The sequence below is a fragment of the Stenotrophomonas sp. 2YAF26 genome, from assembly GCF_052114625.1.
Lineage (GTDB): Bacteria > Pseudomonadota > Gammaproteobacteria > Xanthomonadales > Xanthomonadaceae > Stenotrophomonas > Stenotrophomonas indicatrix.
In genome coordinates, this window is record NZ_JBFRFC010000016.1 from 48,851 (window position 1) to 65,538 (window position 16,688).

A 16,688-nucleotide genomic window follows, 5' to 3' on the forward strand; every position below is an offset into this window, starting at 1 on the left:
GTGATGAACGCCGTGCCTGCCTGCGCGCTGCCTGACGGAGACTGACTTGCATCGTCTGTTGCTACTGGCTGTAGCACTGGCCAGCCCCGCTGCCCCAGCAGGGGCGGTGGACACCGCACGCCTGGACGCCGACATCGCCTTCGTGGACCAGCACGAGCACCTGCCGGGGCTGGCGATGGGGGTGGTCGAGGATGGCCAGGTGGTCTATCGCCACGCCGAAGGCGCGCGCGGTGATGGCGGCCGCATCGACGAAGACACGCTGTTCAAGATCGCCTCCAACAGCAAGGCGATGACCGCCGCGCTGTTGGCCACGCTGGTGGAGCAGGGCAAGCTGCGCTGGGACGACCCGGTACGCCGCCACCTGCCGGCGTTCGGCATGCATGACCCGTGGGTGGGCGAACACCTGCAGGTGCGCGATCTGCTGATTCACAACAGTGGCCTCGGCCTGGGTGCCGGTGACCTGATGCTGTGGCCCGAGCCCAATGCCTTCACCCGCAGCGATGTCATCGCCGGGCTGGCACACCTGAAGCCGGTCACCAGTTTCCGCAGCGGCTACGCCTACGACAACCTGATGTACGTCGTTGCCGGTGAGGTGGCTGCGGCCGCCGGTGGCAAGCCGTATGACCAGCTGATGCGCGAGCGGGTGTTTGAACCGCTGGGGATGACCCGTTGCCAGGTGGGCGCATGGTCGGTGAAGCAGGTCGGCAATGTCGCCCAACCGCATATGCGTCGCGATGGCCGCAATGTGGTGGCCGGTGCCGATGGAACGCTCAGCCCCGATCTGACGTCGATGGCGGCCGGTGGCATCCGCTGTTCGCTGCGCGACATGACGCGCTGGATGCAGGTGCTGCTGGACCCGGCGCTGGCACCGGCGTGGCTGAGCGCCGAGCAACGCCGCATGCTGTGGACGCTGCACATGCCGATGCCGTTGGGCGAACGCCAACGCAAGTGGGACAACGCCCACTTCTATGGCTATGGGTTGGGCTGGCGGGTGTCGGACATGGATGGGCACTGGAAGGTCGCGCACACCGGTACGCTGTCGGGCATGTATTCCTCGCTGGCGCTGCTGCCGGATCGCAAGGTCGGCGTGGTGATGCTGATCAACGGCGAGGCCGAAGAAGCCCGCACCGCGTTGATGCAGTCGACGCTGAAACAGTTCACCGCGCCGGATGACGCGCAACCTGTGGGGTACTACCTGGCCGAGCTGAAGGCCGATCAGGCCGCGCGTGCCGCCACGGGAAGTCGTGCACCCTCTACCCGGGCTGCCCGACCGGCTGCAGCCACTGATCTGGTGCAATGGCAGGGGCGTTACCGCGATCCCTGGCTTGGCCCCGCCTCGCTATGCCCCACCAGCAATGGCCTGCGCTTCAGCGTCGACAAATCGCCCACGCTGCAGGCAACGGTGCAGCAGCTGCAGGGTCGCTGGCTGTTGCAGTGGGATACGCTGGAACCCTCGGCGCAGGCGTGGCTGAATCCCGGCGCAGACACGCCGACGCTGGAACTGCGCGCCATCGATCCGGAGATCGACTTCAGCTATGACTTCCAGGACCTGCATTTCACTCGTACTGGCGATTGCCCTGGCAGCGGCGGCCCACGCCGCTGAGCCGCCGCGCATCTCGCCCGCCACCGACGTCACTGCGGCGGGACTGGTGGAGATCCGCACGTTGTCGCCGCGCATCGAGATGGACATCCGCTACGCCGGTGCCAACAATTTCACTGCTGCGCGCGTGCCCGGCTATGAAGCGCCCGCGTGTTATCTGCTGGCGCCGGTGGCAAAGGCGTTGGCCGCTGTGGAAGCTGACCTGCGCGCGCAGGGTTTTGGCTTGCGTCTCTACGATTGCTATCGCCCGGTGCGCGCGGTGCAGGCGTTCATGGCCTGGGTACGTGATCCGCAGGAACAGTCGCGCAAGGCGATGCAGTATCCGGATCTGGACAAGCCGCAGCTGCTGAGCGACGGCTACATCGCCGAGCGCTCCGGCCACAGCCGTGGTGCCACCGTGGATCTGGGCCTGCTGGATTGCCGCAGCGGGCGCTGTACGCCGATGGACATGGGCACCGACTTCGATTTCTTCGGCCCGCGCGCGCATACGCAGACGCCCGGCCTGACTGACGCGCAGAAGGCCAACCGCCAGCAGTTGGTACAGGCGATGGCACGGCGTGGTTTCGCCAACTATGCGCAGGAGTGGTGGCACTACACGCTGCAGCCCGAGCCGGACCTCGGTACCGCCTACGACGTGCCAGTGCGGTAAGGGGTTGTCGGCAGGGCTGCGCCCTGCACCCGCCGAATTGACGGCAACAGCAACAGCAACAGCAACAGCGGGCATTCCGTGGGATGGCGGGGTGGGTCCGGTTGCGGGGGACGCTGCAAGTACGTCCCTGTAAGCTCGGTCGCGCCATCCCCTGCTCCTGTTGGGTGTCGACCTTGGTCGACACGGTAGATCCACGCCATGCGTGGATGTTCATCGTTCAATTGTCGAAATATTCGATTTCGATGGAGATCCATCCACGCATGGCGTGGATCTACTGAAGCCGCCGGTACTCGTCTGGGGAAGAGCCCCCTGAGTCAGGGGGCGGCCGCGAAGCGGCGGGGGTCTGGAAGCTGGTAAGTGGGGCCCGCGGTTCGCGCAGCGAAGCGTGGGAGCGACAGCGCGTATGCGATGGCGCGTACCAAGGCGCAGCCCTGCCGATACCCTTACACTGGCCGCCGTCTCCTGCGTCCCCGCCTGATGAACCTTCCCCTGCATTTCGGCCTGCTCGGTACGCTCGAGGCGGGCCTCATCGCCCTGCTGGTCGGCCTGCTGGTGTATTTCCTGTGGCACCACCTGTGCCGGCTGCTGCACTGGACCGTGGGCCATGCCATCGGCTGGTCGTGCGTGATCGCGGTGATCATCTCCGCCGGCATCGACGCCTGGAAGCTGTTCTACATGGGCATCGTGCGGCTGGAGTCGCCGCTGTATGCGCGCCTGTTCCTGTCCACCATCCACGATCCGAACGAACTGGGCAGCCGCGTGGTGCTGGAGATCGCCGGTGCGCTCTCCGGTGTTGCATTGGGATGGGTGTTGTTCAGTTCGCGGTCATCGGAAAAAACCGTCGACTGACGCAGGTTTTTCGTTCGCTGCAGGTTAAATCCTGCAGCGCTGAATGCTCGTCTTACTACCTGCTCACTTCGCACTAACCACCGCGCTAACGCATGCGTCTGCGCCAGTGGTTAACCATGCGTGTTCGAGGGAATCGCGGCGCAAAATCGATTCAGAAACGCGGTGGCAGGGTAGGTGCCGTGCGGAGACAACGACCGCGCACTACCACCCTTCAGGAGACACCCCAGATGACTATTCGCAACCGCAAGCCCCTGATCGCCCTGATCGTCGCCGCCGGCAGCGTGTTGGCCATCCCGGCGATGGCGCAGTCGGCCAAGCAGCAGGCCGCGCATGCACAGAACGAAGCGGCGCAGGCCCAGCAGGCGGCGGCACAGGCAGGCCAGGCGGCTGACCAGGCCACCGACGCGGCCGCAGCAGCCTCGGCGCAGGCCAACGGCGGCGGCCAGACGTGGGCCAGCATCGATACCGATGGCAACGGCACCATCAGCAAGAGCGAGTCGCAGGTGAATGCGGGCCTTGCGCAGGTGTTCGACCAGGCGGATGCCAACAAGGACGGCCAGTTGAGCGCCGACGAGTACAAGGCCTACGTGGCCGCCCAGCAGGCGGGTGCCGGCGCGGGTGGCACGGCAGCAGGCCAGGGTCGCTGATCCACGGTTGAATTCGGGACAACCGGTGCATGGGCAACCCGGGTGGCTTCGGCCACCCGGGTTTTTTTCGTCATCGCCGCGCCTGTATCCTAGGGCGATGAACACCTCCACGCCTGCGCCCTCGCGCGCCATCGGCCTGGTCGGTTTTGACGGTGACGACACGCTGTGGAAGAGCGAGGACTACTACCGCAAGGCCGAGCAGGATTACCTGGACCTGCTGTCGCGCTACATCGACGTCCACGACACCCAGACCGCCCGCCACCTGCTGGAAGTGCAGCAGCGCCACCTCGGCGTGTTCGGTTACGGGGTGAAGAGCATGACGCTGTCGATGATCGAAGCGGCCATCGAGATCACCTCGCAGCGCATCGAAGCCAAGGACATCCAGCGCATCCTCGACATCGGCCATGACACCCTGCGCCATCCGGTCGAACTGATCGACGGCGTACGCGAGTCGGTGGCTGCCATCGCCGCGCAGTACCCGGTGGTGCTGATCACCAAGGGCGACCTGTTCCACCAGGAAGCCAAGATCAAGGTGGCGGCGCTGGCGGACCTGTTCCCGCGCATCGAGATCGTGTCCGAGAAGGACCCGGAAACCTATGCCCGCGTGCTGGCCGAATTCGACCTGCCGATGCAGCAGTTCGTGATGGTCGGCAATTCGCTGCGCTCGGACATCGAACCGGTGATCACCCTCGGCGGCTGGGGTATCCACACCCCGTACGCAGTGACCTGGGCGCACGAGACTCAGCACGGCGTGGCCGACAACGAACCACGCATGGTCAACGCCGATACCGCCTGGGACTGGCCGGCGGCGCTGGCGACGATCGAGGCCAAGGCCGCTGCCGCGGCCTGACACGGCGCGGCCGCTGCGGCAGAATCGAAGCATGAAACTGTCACTGCGCGCCCTGCTGTTGTCCCTGCTGCTGGCGCCGGCCATCGTGCTGGCGCAGCAGACCGCCGAACGTTCGGCGACCTATGAGGTGGATACCGGCGATGCCTGGGTCGACACCCAGCTGGCCGATATCAACCACTACGCCGAGCGTTACCCCGATGCCTTCCTCGACGAGGTATCGCGCTATGCCGGTGTACCGCGGGGTTACATCGCCGCGCTGGCCACCACCCACCAGTGGCAGGCCGGCGACATCTATTTCGCCTGTTTCTGGGCCAAGGCCAGTGGCCAGACCTGCCGCGACAGCGTGCGTGCCTTCAGCCAGGATCCCGAGGGCGGCTGGGCCGAGGTGGTGAAGCGGATGCCGGCCAAGCCGCAGAACCTGCACTACCGCGCCGTACGCCACGCCATCGTGGCCAGCTACGAGCACTGGGATCGGCCGATCACCCTCGATGCCACGCTGAAGCGCCAGCTCAAACGGTAGTGCCGGCCGCTGGCCGGCAACTGCATGCCCCCGACGCAGAGGTTGCCGGCCAGCGGCCGGCACTACCCATCGCAGGTCATGTTGCTCTGCGTATCGCCGCCGCCGCGCGCTCCGGCGACAATACGGGTCCGAGCTGTTCCCCGTTCCCGTAATCGAGTGACTGATGAGCGCCTCTTTCGTTTCGCCTGATGTGATCCGCCGCCTGTTCGCCCAGGCCATGTCCCGCATGTACCGCACCGAAGTGCCGTTGTACGGCACGCTGGTGGAACTGGTGGAGCGGATCAACACGCAGGTCCTGGCGCAGGACCCGGCGCTGGCCGCGCAGCTGCTGCGCAACGACGAGCGTGCCCGCCTGGATGAAGAACGCCATGGCGCGATCCGCGTCGGTACCCCGCAGGAACTGGCAACCCTGCGCCGCCTGTTCGCGGTGATGGGCATGTACCCGGTGGGTTACTACGATCTGTCGGTGGCCGGCGTGCCGGTGCATTCCACCGCCTTCCGTCCGCTGACCGCCGCCGCGCTGGCACTGAACCCGTTCCGCGTGTTCACCTCGCTGCTGCGCCTGGAGCTGATCGAAGACGAGGCACTGCGTGCACAGTCGGCCGAAATCCTCGCCCGCCGCCGCATCTTCACCGACGACGCACTGGCGCTGATCGACCAGGCCGAGCGTGACGGTGGCCTGACCCAGGCCGATGCCGAGCGCTTCGTCGAGCAGGCGCTGGAGACCTTCCGCTGGCATGGCGACGCCACCGTCGATCTGCCGACCTACCATGCCCTGCACAAGGCGCACCGGCTGGTGGCCGACGTGGTCAGCTTCCGTGGCCCGCACATCAACCACCTGACCCCGCGCACGCTGGACATCGACGCTGCGCAGGCGGCGATGATCGAGCACGGCATGGCCGCCAAGGCGGTGATCGAGGGCCCGCCGCGTCGCGCCTGCCCGATCCTGCTGCGGCAGACCAGCTTCAAGGCGCTGGAAGAGGCCGTGCACTTCCCGGGCAACGAAGGCGGCGACGCCGGTACCCATACCGCGCGCTTCGGCGAGATCGAGCAGCGCGGCCTGGCGCTGACCGCCAAGGGACGCGCGCTGTACGACCAGCTGCTGACGCAGGCGCGCGATGCCGGCGGCGCGGGCAGCACCGGTGGCGACTATGGGCAGCGCCTGCAGGCGGTGTTCGCTAGCTTCCCGGATGACCACGACACGCTGCGCCAGGAAGGCTTGGGGTATTACCGCTACCAGCTGACCGACGCTGGCCGCGCCGCGCCGGAGCGCGTGGCCGATCTGCCGGCCGAAGTGCTGGTTGCCGCGGGCCTGGCCACGGCCGACCCGATCGTCTACGAGGACTTCCTGCCGGTCAGTGCCGCAGGCATCTTCCAGTCGAACCTGGGCGGTGGCGAGCAGCGCGCGTACGCCGCCCATGCCAATCGCGAGGCCTTTGAACAGGCGCTGGGCGCGGCGGTGAACGATGAGTTCGAGATCTACGAGCGCATCCAGGCCGAATCGCTGGCGAGCCTGCGCACCGCCTGAAGGTGTGCCGGCCGCTACAGGGAGCCGGCGAGCGATGTCCGATTGCTGGTAGTGCCAGCCGCTGGCCGGCAGCTTTTGGGCCAGGCGAGCATCCGGCGTGCGGCCGTTGCTGAGGGGAGCCGGCCAGCGGCACTACCGGATGTGGGCAAGAAAGGCCGGGCATCTGCCCGGCCTTTTCACATCAGCCCTTCATCGTGCCCGTATCCAGCCACCGCTGGTGCCACGACAACGCCTCCGGCAGCAGGTGCGGGGTGTGCTTGCCGTAACTCTCGCGGCTGGCGCGATCGAAGTAGTCCTGCAGCTGCGCGCGGAAATCCGGGTGCGCGCAGTTGTCGATCAGCACCTGCGCGCGCTTGCGCGGGGTCAGGCCACGCAGATCGGCCAGGCCCTGTTCGGTCACGATCACCGACACGTCGTGCTCGGTGTGGTCGACGTGGCTGGCCATCGGCACGATCGCTGAAATGGTGCCGTTCTTGGCCGTCGACGGGCTCAGGAACGCGGACAGGAAACCATTGCGCGCGAAGTCGCCCGAACCGCCGATGCCGTTCATGATCCGCGTGCCCATCACGTGCGTCGAATTGACGTTGCCGTAGAGGTCCACTTCGATCATGCCGTTCATGCCGATGCAGCCGAGGCGGCGCACCAGTTCCGGATGATTGGAGATTTCCTGCGTGCGCATGATGATGCGCTCGCGGTAGAAATCGATGTTCTCCTTGAACGTCTCGTTGGCCTGCGGGCTCAGTGCGAAACCGGTGCACGAGGCATAGCTCAGCACGCCATCGCGCAGCAGGTCGAGCATGCCGTCCTGGATCACTTCGGTGAACGCCGCCAGGTCGCGGAAACCACTCTTGGCCAGGCCGGCCAGCACTGCGTTGGGGATGTTGCCCACGCCCGACTGCAGCGGCAGCAGGTTGGCCGGCAGGCGGCCGCGCTTCACTTCGTGCTGCAGGAACTCGATCAGGTGCGCGGCGATCTGCTCGCTGTTCGCATCGATCGGGCTGAACGGGCTGTTGCGGTCCGGGCCATTGGTGCGCACCACCGCCACGATCTTGTCCGGGTCGCAGCGCAGCGCGGTCTCGCCGATGCGATCGTTGGCATTGACCAGCGGAATCGGCTTGCGGTGCGGCGGCAGCGCGGTGCCGTAGTAGATGTCATGCATGCCATCGACGCCGGCCGGCTGCCACTCGTTGACCTCGATGATCACCTTCTTGGCCAGGTCCAGCCAGGTCTTGTTGTTGCCCAGCGAGGTGGAGGGCACCAGCGAGCCATCTTCGCGGATCGCCGAAACCTCGATCACGGCGGTATCGATCTCGCCGTAGAAGCCGAACCAGACGTGCTGGGCAACGTGGCTGAGGTGGATGTCGATGTAATCCAGCTTGCCCTCGTTGATGCGGTTGCGCGCATCCGGGTCGCTCTGGAACGGCATGCGCATGGCGATGCCATCGGCCTTGGCCAGCGCACCATCGAGTTCCGGCGCGGTGGAGGCGCCGGTCATCAGGCTGATCTGGAAGGGCAGGCCCTGGGCATGCACCGATTCGATGCGGCGGGCCAGTTCAACGGGAACGGCCTTGGGGTAACCGGAGCCGGTAAAGCCGCTCATGGCCACGGTTTCACCGGGCTGGATCAGCGCGGCTGCGGCCTCGGCGGAGACCACGCGGTCACGAAGACGCGCGTTGGCGATGCGATCAACAGTCATGACGACAGCGTTTCTGGGGGGAATCCCGATTATCGGCCATCCCCCGCCGTACGGGGGGTTCTACCTTCGTGGAATGGTGTTTCCGGCAACGCCTCTCCCATACCCGTCAGTTTTGTTTTGCAGTGCAGCGTGCAAAGTACTTTCGTACACCGCACGATGGCCCTGCATCCCGACGTGGGGGAGGGAGCAGAGCCCGCTGGCAGTTCGCTGCAAGCGGGCTTTTTTATTGCCTGTCGCCCAAGATGAATGCGCGGCCTCCATTATCGGTAGTGCCGGCCGCTGGCCGGCAACCCCAGCAACCTTCGGCGATATCGCAGCAAGCGGTCGCAGCCCTTCGCCGTTGGCAAAGAGATGCGACCCCGCGAGAATCAGTGCATGACCCTCGCCCCCGCCGAATTGCCCGCCACCCTGCAGCCCCTCGTCCACCGCGCGCTGGCGCGCCTGGCCCAGGCAGTGCCCGATCCCATTCCGGCCGAACTGCAGCCGATGCTGGTGCAGCTGGCCATCAGCAGCGACTTCGCCCTGGACACCCTCGTGCGCCAGCCCGGCCTGCTGGCGCAGCTGGCCGCGCCGGGCTGCCCGCCGCTGCCGGCGCCGGTGCTCGACCCGCTGCAGCCCAGTGACTGGCCGGCGCAGCTGCGGCGCTGGCGCACGGCGATGTCCACGCGCTTGATCTGGCGCGACCTGGCCGGCCTGGATGACGTGCCGCAGACCCTGGCGGGCGCCACCGCGTTGGCCGAGGACTGCCTGCGGTTGGCGCTGGACGCCCTGCAGCAGGAGTTCGCCCAGCGCCACGGGGTGATCGCCGATGACAACGGCCAACCGCAGCAGCTGGTGGTGTTCGGGCTGGGCAAGCTGGGCGGTGGCGAGCTCAACTTCAGTTCCGATGTCGATCTGGTCTACGCCTACGTGCAGGGCGGTGAATCCGACGGTCCGCGCGCGCTGGCGGCCGAGGAGTACTTCGCCCGCCTCGGCCAGCGCCTGGCCAAGCTGCTGGATGAAACCACCGTCGATGGCTTCAGCCATCGCGTCGACCTGCGCCTGCGCCCGTTCGGCAGCGCAGGCCGCGTCGCGCTGTCATTCGCTGCGATGGATCAGTACTTCCAGCGCGAAGGCCGTGACTGGGAGCGCTATGCCTGGTTGAAGGCGCGTGCGGTGGCGGGCGATATCGCCGCTGGCGAGGCCTGGCTGCAGACACTGCGTCCGTTCGTGTACCGCCGCTACCTCGATTTCACCGCGCTCGACGGCCTGCGCGAGATGAAAGCGGCGATCACTGCTGAAGTCGCCCGCCGCGAGATGCACGACGACATCAAGCGCGGTGCCGGTGGCATCCGCGAGATCGAATTCCTGTGCCAAGCGCTGCAGCTCATTCGCGGTGGCCGCGAGCCGGTGCTGCGTGAGCGGCGATTGCTGGTCGCGCTGGATGCACTGGTCGCTGCCGGGCAGATCGCCCGCGATGATGGCGCCGCACTGCGCGAGGCCTATCTGTTCCTGCGCCGGCTGGAAAACCGCCTGCAGATGCTGCGCGATGCGCAGACCCATGTGCTGCCCAGCGATGCGCTGGATCGCGAGCGGATTGCCGTCGGCCTGGGCTATGCCGATTGGGATGCGCTGCGCGACGCACTGCGTGTGCAGCAGCAGCGTGTCAGTACCGAGTTCGGTGCGCTGCTGGCACCACGCAAGGGCCAGGCAGCGCCGGATGCGCTGGCCAATTACTGGCGCAGCCTGCCCGAAGGCAGCAACGCGCCGCTGCTGGCCGAGGCCGGTTTCCTCGATGCCAATGGCGCCGATCAGTCACTGCGCGATTTCGCCCAGGGCACGGGCGTGAAGTCGCTGTCCGATGCCGCGCGCGCGCGCCTGGACCGCGTACTGCCGGCACTGCTGCACGCCGCCACCCGTTCACCGCAGCCCGATGCCGCACTCAAGCGCGTGCTCGGCCTGCTGCAGGCAGTGCTGCGCCGTACCAGCTACCTGGCGCTGCTGGACGAACAGCCCAGCGCGCTTGCGCGACTGGTCGACGTGCTGGCACGCAGCGCGCTGCTGGCCGAACGCCTGGCCGCGTATCCGCTGCTGCTGGATGAACTGTTGGACGTACGCGTGTCCGGGCCGATGCCCGATGCCGCCGACATGCTGGCCGAATGCCGGCAGGTGCTGCCGGTGGAAGATCCCGAATCACAGCTGCGCTGGCTCAATGAAACACGCCTGGCGCTGAGCTTCCGCATGGCCATGGCCACGCTGGATGGCCGCCAGGGCGCGGTCGACAGCACCCGGCAACTGGCCGAACTGGCGCAGGCGGTAGTCATCACGGTGTTGGCGATGGCCGAGGCCGATATGCACGCCGCGCACGGCGCTATCGCCGGCGGCCGCTTCGCGATCATCGGTTACGGCAGCCTGGGCGGCCTGGAGCTGGGTTTCGGCTCGGATCTGGACCTGGTGTTCCTGCACGATCACCCGCCGGGCGTGGAAGCCAGTGACGGCGCGCGCCCGCTGGAACCAGGCCGCTGGTATGCGCGCCTGGCCCAGAAGGTGATGGCGCTGCTGGCTGCGGTCACCGCCGCCGGCCGCCTGTACGACATCGACGTGCGCCTGCGTCCGGATGGTGGCAAGGGCTCGCTGGTGTCTTCGCTGGCCAGCTACACCGAGTACCAGCGCGATCGCGCATGGACCTGGGAGCACCAGGCGCTGGTGCGCGCACGCGGCGTGGCCGGCGATGCCAGCCTGCTGCAGGATTTCGAACAGGTACGTGCGCAGACCCTGGGCCGCGAACGTGATCGCGCAACGCTGTATGCCGATGTGGTGAAGATGCGCGGGCGCATGCGCACCGAACTGGACCGCAGCGATGCCGCGCGGCTCGACCTGAAGCAGGGTGCAGGCGGCGTGGTCGACCTGGAGTTCCTGCTGCAGACCGGCGTGCTGGCATGCAGTGCGCAAACCCCTGCATTGCTGCAGCCGCGTGCCACGCCTGCATTGATCGACGCGCTGGCGGCGGCGGAGTTCCTGCCCGAAGCCACCGCACAGGCGCTGCATGGCGCGCATGCCACACTGCTGGAGGTCGGGCTGGCCTGCACGCTGGATCGCCGGCCGCGCTTGGCACCGACCACGCCGGCCATCGAAGAGGCGTGTGCGGCGATCCGCGCCGCGTGCATCGCCGCGGAGCTACCGTTCGCCTGACCGCCTGCAATGGCGGTAGCAGCTTTGGGTGGGTGCCGATCGTTGGCACCCACCAGATCAATGGTCTGGCGAAGGCTTTTCATTGGTAGGTGCCGACCGTTGGTCGGCACAATCTCTCAGCTGCGATGAACCTTGAAGGAGCGCGCCGACCAACGGTCGGCACCCACCGGGTTCARGGAGTGTGCCAACCAAGGTTGGCAGCTACCGGACCAATGGTCTGGCGATGGCTTTTCATTGGTAGGTGCCGACCGTTGGTCGGCACAATCTCTCAGCTGCGATGAACCCTGAAGGAGCGCGCCGACCAACGGTCGGCACCCACCGGGTTCAAGGAGCGCGCCAACCAAGGTTGGCAGCTACCGGATCAAGGGCCCGGCGATGGCTTTTCATTGGTAGGTGCCGACCGTTGGTCGGCACAATCTCTCAGCTGCGATGAACCCTGAAGRAGCGTGCCGACCAACGGTCGGCACCCACCGGTGAGGCGGTCAGCCCGCTGTACGCAGCGGCGCCATCTTCCACAGCAGCGCGCGGAATGGGGCCAGCAGGCACACGCCGATTGCCAGCTTCACCGCCAGGTCGCCCGCCGCCCAGCTCACCCACGGCAGGGTGGAACCGGCGAAGGCGATCGACCAGAAGATCGTGGTATCCACCGTGGCGCTGCAGGTGGTGGCCACCATCGGTGCGCGCCACCAGCTGCCGCGGCGCAGGCGATCGAATACGGTGATGTCCAGCAACTGGGCCACGATGAAGGCCGAGCACGAGGCGATCGCAATGCGCGGTGTGGCCACCCACACCGACAGCAGCACCGCCACCGCAAACCCGATCCACGCCACGCGGCGGGCCGGGCCCGGGCCGAAGCGGCGGTTGATCAGGTTGCTGACCAGAAAGGCCACCGGGTAGCTGAAAGCACCCCAGGTCAGCCAGTCATTGATCGGGTACTGCACCAGCACGTTGGACAGCAGCACCACCGCGCCCATGGCCAGCACCGCCAGCACCAGGGCGCGGGCGGTCAACGGGGCAAAAACAGGCGCAGGACGCACGGACATGGCGAGCCAGGGGACAAAGGGGATCGCCCATTATCCGCCCGGCCCGCCGCAAAGCCAAAAACGGCCGTTCAGTTTTACAGCTGCTCGCTCAGCGCGTCGCCGGCGGCATAGGCGGTTGGCACATAGGCCAGGGCCTTGCCGTCACTGTTCTTCACTGTCCAGCCGGCACCGGCATCGGTCGGGTCGAAGCGCACCTGCTGGCCGACCACGAAACCGGCCACCGGGTCTTCGCCCTCGATCGCCGGCCACTGCAGGGTGGCGGTCTGGTCGGCCTTGTCCGGCACCTGCAGCTGCACCTGGCGCTCGCCAGCGGCGGTGGTCGCCACCTGCTTCACTTCCATCGGCGGCAGCGGCACTGCCGGAGTGCGCTCGGCCACCCGGCCATTGCGCTCGCTGGCCTTGAACGGCGCCTTGGACAGTGCGGCCAGGCCCATCGAGGTGGCCAGTGGAACCGACACCACGATCAGCGAAGTGACCAGCACGCTGGCCTGGCCGCTGTTGATGTGCGGGGCGGCACCAGCGTGCACGGTCGGCACCGTCAGGGCCGAGAGCAGCAGGGCGGCGGCGGGGGCGCGCAGGGAACGAAGCATGGTGACCTCCTGGTCAGGATGAAGGCAGCGGCTCAGCGCTGCGTATCGAAAATGTCGCGTGGGCCGGTGGCCTCGGGCAGGTACTCCAGCGGCCGGCCTTGGTTGTCGCTCACCTGCCAGCCGTTGCCCGATCCGGTGGGTTGGAAGTTCACGGTCTGGCCTACGTTGAACTGCACGGCCGGGTCACCGGGGCGCTTGGGCCATTGCATGGACGCGGTGTTCTGCGGGTTGCTGGCGTCCTGCAGCAGCACCTCGCGGCGGCCATCAACGGTGGTGGAGATGGCGCTGACCTGCATCTGCGGCAGCTTCACCGCGCCCCGGCCTGCAGGCACGCCGGCATCTTCGGCTTCCTTGGCCGCCGCTGCTTGCGCAGCCGCCACCATCGGCGCGGACATCTCCAGGCTCGGCCCCTCGGGCACGCTGTTCTGGATGATCACGATGCGGCGCTCGGCATGTGCTGGCGCTGCAGACAACAGGCTGCCGCACAGAAGCACGGCCAACGCGGAAAACTGCAGGTTGCGCATCATCTTCTCCTTGCCAGGTCAGGGCGCAGCGGCGGCAGTGTCGGCCGTCGCATGCGCAATGGTCAGTTCCTGCTGCAGCTGGCTGCGCTGGTGCAGGAAGTCGAATACCGATTCCACCGTCACCACCGAGTAATTGCCGGAAATGCGTTCGCTGGCCGGATGGTCGGTGGTGGTGGCGTTGGCCACGAACAAGCGCGCACCCACGCGCTTGCCCAGGCCGATATGCAGCACGCTGGGCTGGTACTTCTGCGCGCGCAGCCATTGCTGTGCCTGTTCGCGCTTGACGATGACCGGGCCACCTTCGGCCTGCGCCATCGCTGCGGCCAGCACTTCCAGGATCCATTGGTTGGAATTCTGGAAGTCGGTGGCGAACGGATAGGCCACCACGTTGTAGTTCGATTCGTGCAGCGCCTTGGGCTGGATCGCCGGCGCAGCCAGCATCCGCTTCAGTGCAGCCTGCAACGCAGGGGGCGGCACGCCGATGCGCAGATCGGTATGGGTGCCGCTTTCACCGACGAAATTGCCCAGGCCCTCGCGGTACAGCTGCGAACTGTCGGTCTTGCAGCGGTTGAGCAGGTGCATCGCGCGCCAGCGGCCGTCGTCCTCGCGCAGCAGGAAGGCCAGGTGGCTGTGGCGCAGGCCGTAGCGGCTCAGGTCCTGGCCGCCACGCGCGGCGATCACCACGTCCACGTCGGGCAGCGCATCCAGGCGCTCAGCCGTGGTCCACGCCACATCGAACATCGCCGCCTGCGCGGCTACGCTGGGGTAGCGCTCGCGGCAGGTGCCGCTGTCGGCCCATGCCGGCGCGGTGGCCAGCAGGCCCATCGACAGCAGCAAGGCACAGCGCAGGCGATGCAGACGTTCCATGTATACCGCTCCAGACGCGGGCAGGCCCGCGCGCCGATCATACCCGCATCGCTGGAATCAGCGCTCCACGCCCTTGCGCCGCAGTTCCTTGTCGCAGGTATCGCTGATTGGCGCGATCGGCAACGGCGGGCGCTCGTTGCGCGGATTGCGCAGCGCCGGCTGCTCGCGGTACGCATCCAGCTGCTGCTGGCAGGCGTGCGACAGCGGGTCCAGTTCGGTAGGGGTGGTGGAGCAGGCGGCCAGCAGGGCCAGCGGAAGCAGAAGCAGGGTACGCATGGGGACGTCCAGTCCGAGGGGGAGGCTGGACTCTAACCGCGCAGCGGGATCGAAATGTTCAAAAAGTGCTGGAGAGGGTCGTACCGGCCGCTGGCCGGCAACCCCATGATCTTCGGCCACGTGCACCTGGTTGCCGGCCAGCGGCCGGCACTACCGTGATGTCAGGCGCGCTTTGACCTCGGCGGCAATCCGCGTGGTTTCGCGCAGCGGTTCGATGCGGTCGTACTGCCAGTCCAGCCAACGCGGCTGCAGGCGCCCGCGTTCGCGCAGCTGCTGCTGGAAGCGCGCCAACCGTCCCTGTGCGGTATCGGCCAGGGCCACCATCACCGGCATGCGGGTGGCGCTGGCCTCGGACAACAGGTTCACCGAATCGGGCGACACCACCACCCGGTTGGCCCAGCCGAGCAGGCCGGCATACGGGTTCACGCCATCGCCGCCATCGCCCCAGATCACATGCGGCAGATCGGCGAACTTCGCGCGCAGGATCTCGGCCAATGCTGGCGGCGTGCGCCGCGACGTCGTCGCCAGCAGGCTGCCGCCCTCGCTGCGGATCTGTTCGGCCAACGCCTGGAACACATGCACCATCGCGGTTTCGTCCCACGGCGCCAGCGGCGTCGGGCCGCCCACCAGCAGCGCGGTGCGCGGGCCGGGCAGGGTGCTGAAGCTGGCGAACGCAGCGCGGCCCCAGGCCAGCCAGTCATCGTCCACCGGGTTCAGGCTGCCGATCAGGGTCAGCACGTTGCTGCCGCGCAGGGCGTCATGTTCGGGCACCACCACCACATCCCAGTGACGCGAGCCGATGCGCGGGTCGAGGATCTGCACTACCTGGCTGCCGCGCGCGCGCAGCACGCGAAGCGCACCGGCGGCCTGGCGGCCACAGCCGATCGCCAGCACGGGCGCCTCTGCAGCGAGTGACGCGAACGCCTCGCCGTAGCCTTTCACATCACCGGGCAAGCGCCGCGGTGCCAGCCAGCGCCATGGCGCCCGTGGTTGCAGGATCAGGGGGCGGTGGGTGCCTTGGCGCAGCGCCGAGGCCAGCGCGACCGCCTGCCGGACATTGCCGGCACGGCCGTCGGTGACCGTCCAAGGCGCGCTCGATCGTTTCACCATTGGCATTAATTCGTTTCAGCCCTGCTGGGTGTTGCAACAGTCGCGACACTCTACACTGCGGATCGACGTTTCGCCCCGCGCCGCCCGCGGGCACTGACCTTAGCCGCCCTGGAGATCCACCGATGTCCCACGCGCTCGACGCTGCTGCACTGGACCAGTTGTTCCGCACTGCCCGTACCCAGAATGCCTTCCTCGACAAGCCGGTCGAAGACGCCCAGCTGCACGCCCTGTACGACCTGCTGAAGTGGGGCCCGACCGCCGCCAACGGCAGCCCGGCGCGCTTCGTGTTCGTGAAGTCGGCCGAAGCCAAGGCCAAGCTGGCCCCGGCCCTGTCCGAAGGCAACCACAACAAGACCCTGGCTGCCCCGGTCACCGTCATCGTGGCCTTCGACCAGGACTTCCACGAGAAGCTGCCGTACCTGTTCCCGCACACCGACGCCAAGGCCTGGTTCGACGGCCCGCGCGAAGGCCGCCATGAAGGCGCGTTCCGCAACGGCAGCCTGCAGGGCGCTTACCTGATCCTGGCCGCACGCGCGCTGGGCCTGGATGCCGGCCCGATGTCCGGCTTCGACAACGCCAAGGTCGACGAAGCCTTCTTCGCCGGCACCAGCATCAAGTCGAATTTCCTGGTCAACCTGGGGTACGGTGACGATTCGGGCCTGTTCCCCCGTCTGCCGCGTCTGTCCTTCGACGAAGCGGCGCGCATCGCGTAAGTCGCTGTATCGGTTTCGGGCCCGCCCGCCGTGGCGGGCCATTGCTGCACTGTGT

At 67.3% G+C, this 16,688-nt stretch carries 16 protein-coding genes; 9 read left to right on the forward strand and 7 right to left on the reverse strand.

Annotation, left to right across the window (positions count from 1 at the left end; all coding sequences use genetic code 11):
* Window positions 1-46 precede the first annotated feature (46 nt).
* From AB4Y98_RS16275 to hglS, 7 genes are all read left to right on the forward strand, one after another.
* The gene (locus AB4Y98_RS16275) at window positions 47-1,603 is read left to right on the forward strand and encodes a serine hydrolase domain-containing protein (protein WP_442244698.1); all 1,557 of its coding nucleotides are present in this window, start codon (window positions 47-49) and stop codon (window positions 1,601-1,603) included.
* Window positions 1,536-2,249, forward strand: a complete 714-nt coding sequence (locus tag AB4Y98_RS16280) for a M15 family metallopeptidase (protein ID WP_442244699.1) — start codon at window positions 1,536-1,538, stop codon at window positions 2,247-2,249. The genes AB4Y98_RS16275 and AB4Y98_RS16280 overlap by 68 nt, the downstream gene beginning before the upstream one ends.
* 477 nt (window positions 2,250-2,726) lie before the next feature.
* Window positions 2,727-3,098, forward strand: a complete 372-nt coding sequence (locus tag AB4Y98_RS16285) for a hypothetical protein (RefSeq protein ID WP_025878234.1) — start codon at window positions 2,727-2,729, stop codon at window positions 3,096-3,098.
* 227 nt (window positions 3,099-3,325) lie between these two features.
* Window positions 3,326-3,745 carry an EF-hand domain-containing protein gene (locus AB4Y98_RS16290; protein ID WP_025878233.1) on the forward strand — a complete coding sequence of 140 codons (420 nt, stop codon included), beginning with the start codon at window positions 3,326-3,328 and terminating at the stop codon, window positions 3,743-3,745.
* Window positions 3,746-3,842: 97 nt separating this feature from the next.
* On the forward strand, window positions 3,843-4,595 hold the full coding sequence (locus AB4Y98_RS16295; RefSeq protein ID WP_442244700.1) for an HAD family hydrolase: 753 nt from the start codon (window positions 3,843-3,845) through the stop codon (window positions 4,593-4,595).
* A gap of 31 nt (window positions 4,596-4,626) precedes the next feature.
* Complete coding sequence (locus tag AB4Y98_RS16300; protein ID WP_442244701.1) at window positions 4,627-5,115, forward strand: hypothetical protein; 489 nt, start codon at window positions 4,627-4,629, stop codon at window positions 5,113-5,115.
* A 163-nt stretch (window positions 5,116-5,278) separates the two neighbouring features.
* The gene (gene hglS, locus AB4Y98_RS16305; protein ID WP_442244702.1) at window positions 5,279-6,643 is read left to right on the forward strand and encodes a 2-oxoadipate dioxygenase/decarboxylase HglS; all 1,365 of its coding nucleotides are present in this window, start codon (window positions 5,279-5,281) and stop codon (window positions 6,641-6,643) included.
* Window positions 6,644-6,824: 181 nt separating this feature from the next.
* On the opposite strand, the gene AB4Y98_RS16310 is transcribed toward hglS, so the two are convergent.
* Entirely contained in the window at window positions 6,825-8,339 is a 1,515-nt protein-coding gene (locus AB4Y98_RS16310) for an acetyl-CoA hydrolase/transferase family protein (RefSeq protein ID WP_442244703.1), read from the reverse strand.
* A 375-nt stretch (window positions 8,340-8,714) separates the two neighbouring features.
* On the opposite strand from AB4Y98_RS16310, the gene glnE reads away from it, so the two are divergent.
* Complete coding sequence (gene glnE / locus AB4Y98_RS16315; protein WP_442244704.1) at window positions 8,715-11,510, forward strand: bifunctional [glutamate--ammonia ligase]-adenylyl-L-tyrosine phosphorylase/[glutamate--ammonia-ligase] adenylyltransferase; 2,796 nt, start codon at window positions 8,715-8,717, stop codon at window positions 11,508-11,510.
* Window positions 11,511-11,992: 482 nt separating this feature from the next.
* Here the strand turns inward: glnE and AB4Y98_RS16320 are convergent, their stop codons facing one another.
* The 6 genes from AB4Y98_RS16320 to AB4Y98_RS16345 form a co-directional block, all read right to left on the reverse strand.
* Window positions 11,993-12,553 carry a queuosine precursor transporter gene (locus tag AB4Y98_RS16320; RefSeq protein ID WP_025878224.1) on the reverse strand — a complete coding sequence of 187 codons (561 nt, stop codon included), beginning with the start codon at window positions 12,551-12,553 and terminating at the stop codon, window positions 11,993-11,995.
* Window positions 12,554-12,627: 74 nt separating this feature from the next.
* The gene (locus tag AB4Y98_RS16325; protein ID WP_025878222.1) at window positions 12,628-13,143 is read right to left on the reverse strand and encodes a hypothetical protein; all 516 of its coding nucleotides are present in this window, start codon (window positions 13,141-13,143) and stop codon (window positions 12,628-12,630) included.
* 32 nt (window positions 13,144-13,175) lie between these two features.
* The gene (locus AB4Y98_RS16330) at window positions 13,176-13,667 is read right to left on the reverse strand and encodes a hypothetical protein (protein ID WP_312110527.1); all 492 of its coding nucleotides are present in this window, start codon (window positions 13,665-13,667) and stop codon (window positions 13,176-13,178) included.
* Between the two features lie 18 nt (window positions 13,668-13,685).
* Window positions 13,686-14,534, reverse strand: coding sequence for a DUF2145 domain-containing protein (locus tag AB4Y98_RS16335; protein WP_263934915.1), 849 nt, complete (start codon window positions 14,532-14,534; stop codon window positions 13,686-13,688).
* Window positions 14,535-14,591: 57 nt separating this feature from the next.
* On the reverse strand, window positions 14,592-14,810 hold the full coding sequence (locus tag AB4Y98_RS16340) for a hypothetical protein (protein WP_100460003.1): 219 nt from the start codon (window positions 14,808-14,810) through the stop codon (window positions 14,592-14,594).
* 150 nt (window positions 14,811-14,960) lie between these two features.
* Window positions 14,961-15,920, reverse strand: coding sequence for a mitochondrial fission ELM1 family protein (locus AB4Y98_RS16345; RefSeq protein WP_428703808.1), 960 nt, complete (start codon window positions 15,918-15,920; stop codon window positions 14,961-14,963).
* 122 nt (window positions 15,921-16,042) lie between these two features.
* On the opposite strand from AB4Y98_RS16345, the gene AB4Y98_RS16350 reads away from it, so the two are divergent.
* Window positions 16,043-16,633 carry a malonic semialdehyde reductase gene (locus tag AB4Y98_RS16350; protein WP_025878215.1) on the forward strand — a complete coding sequence of 197 codons (591 nt, stop codon included), beginning with the start codon at window positions 16,043-16,045 and terminating at the stop codon, window positions 16,631-16,633.
* Window positions 16,634-16,688 lie beyond the last annotated feature (55 nt).

Coding starts and splice junctions, on each gene's coding strand:
- AB4Y98_RS16280 (WP_442244699.1), top strand. CDS start 1,536: ATGACTTCCAGGACCTGCATTTCACTCGTACTGGCGATTGCCCTGGCA.
- AB4Y98_RS16285 (WP_025878234.1), top strand. CDS start 2,727: ATGAACCTTCCCCTGCATTTCGGCCTGCTCGGTACGCTCGAGGCGGGC.
- AB4Y98_RS16290 (WP_025878233.1), top strand. CDS start 3,326: ATGACTATTCGCAACCGCAAGCCCCTGATCGCCCTGATCGTCGCCGCC.
- AB4Y98_RS16295 (WP_442244700.1), top strand. CDS start 3,843: ATGAACACCTCCACGCCTGCGCCCTCGCGCGCCATCGGCCTGGTCGGT.
- AB4Y98_RS16300 (WP_442244701.1), top strand. CDS start 4,627: ATGAAACTGTCACTGCGCGCCCTGCTGTTGTCCCTGCTGCTGGCGCCG.
- hglS (WP_442244702.1), top strand. CDS start 5,279: ATGAGCGCCTCTTTCGTTTCGCCTGATGTGATCCGCCGCCTGTTCGCC.
- AB4Y98_RS16310 (WP_442244703.1), bottom strand. CDS start 8,339: ATGACTGTTGATCGCATCGCCAACGCGCGTCTTCGTGACCGCGTGGTC.
- glnE (WP_442244704.1), top strand. CDS start 8,715: ATGACCCTCGCCCCCGCCGAATTGCCCGCCACCCTGCAGCCCCTCGTC.
- AB4Y98_RS16320 (WP_025878224.1), bottom strand. CDS start 12,553: ATGTCCGTGCGTCCTGCGCCTGTTTTTGCCCCGTTGACCGCCCGCGCC.
- AB4Y98_RS16325 (WP_025878222.1), bottom strand. CDS start 13,143: ATGCTTCGTTCCCTGCGCGCCCCCGCCGCCGCCCTGCTGCTCTCGGCC.
- AB4Y98_RS16330 (WP_312110527.1), bottom strand. CDS start 13,667: ATGCGCAACCTGCAGTTTTCCGCGTTGGCCGTGCTTCTGTGCGGCAGC.
- AB4Y98_RS16335 (WP_263934915.1), bottom strand. CDS start 14,534: ATGGAACGTCTGCATCGCCTGCGCTGTGCCTTGCTGCTGTCGATGGGC.
- AB4Y98_RS16340 (WP_100460003.1), bottom strand. CDS start 14,810: ATGCGTACCCTGCTTCTGCTTCCGCTGGCCCTGCTGGCCGCCTGCTCC.
- AB4Y98_RS16345 (WP_428703808.1), bottom strand. CDS start 15,920: ATGGTGAAACGATCGAGCGCGCCTTGGACGGTCACCGACGGCCGTGCC.
- AB4Y98_RS16350 (WP_025878215.1), top strand. CDS start 16,043: ATGTCCCACGCGCTCGACGCTGCTGCACTGGACCAGTTGTTCCGCACT.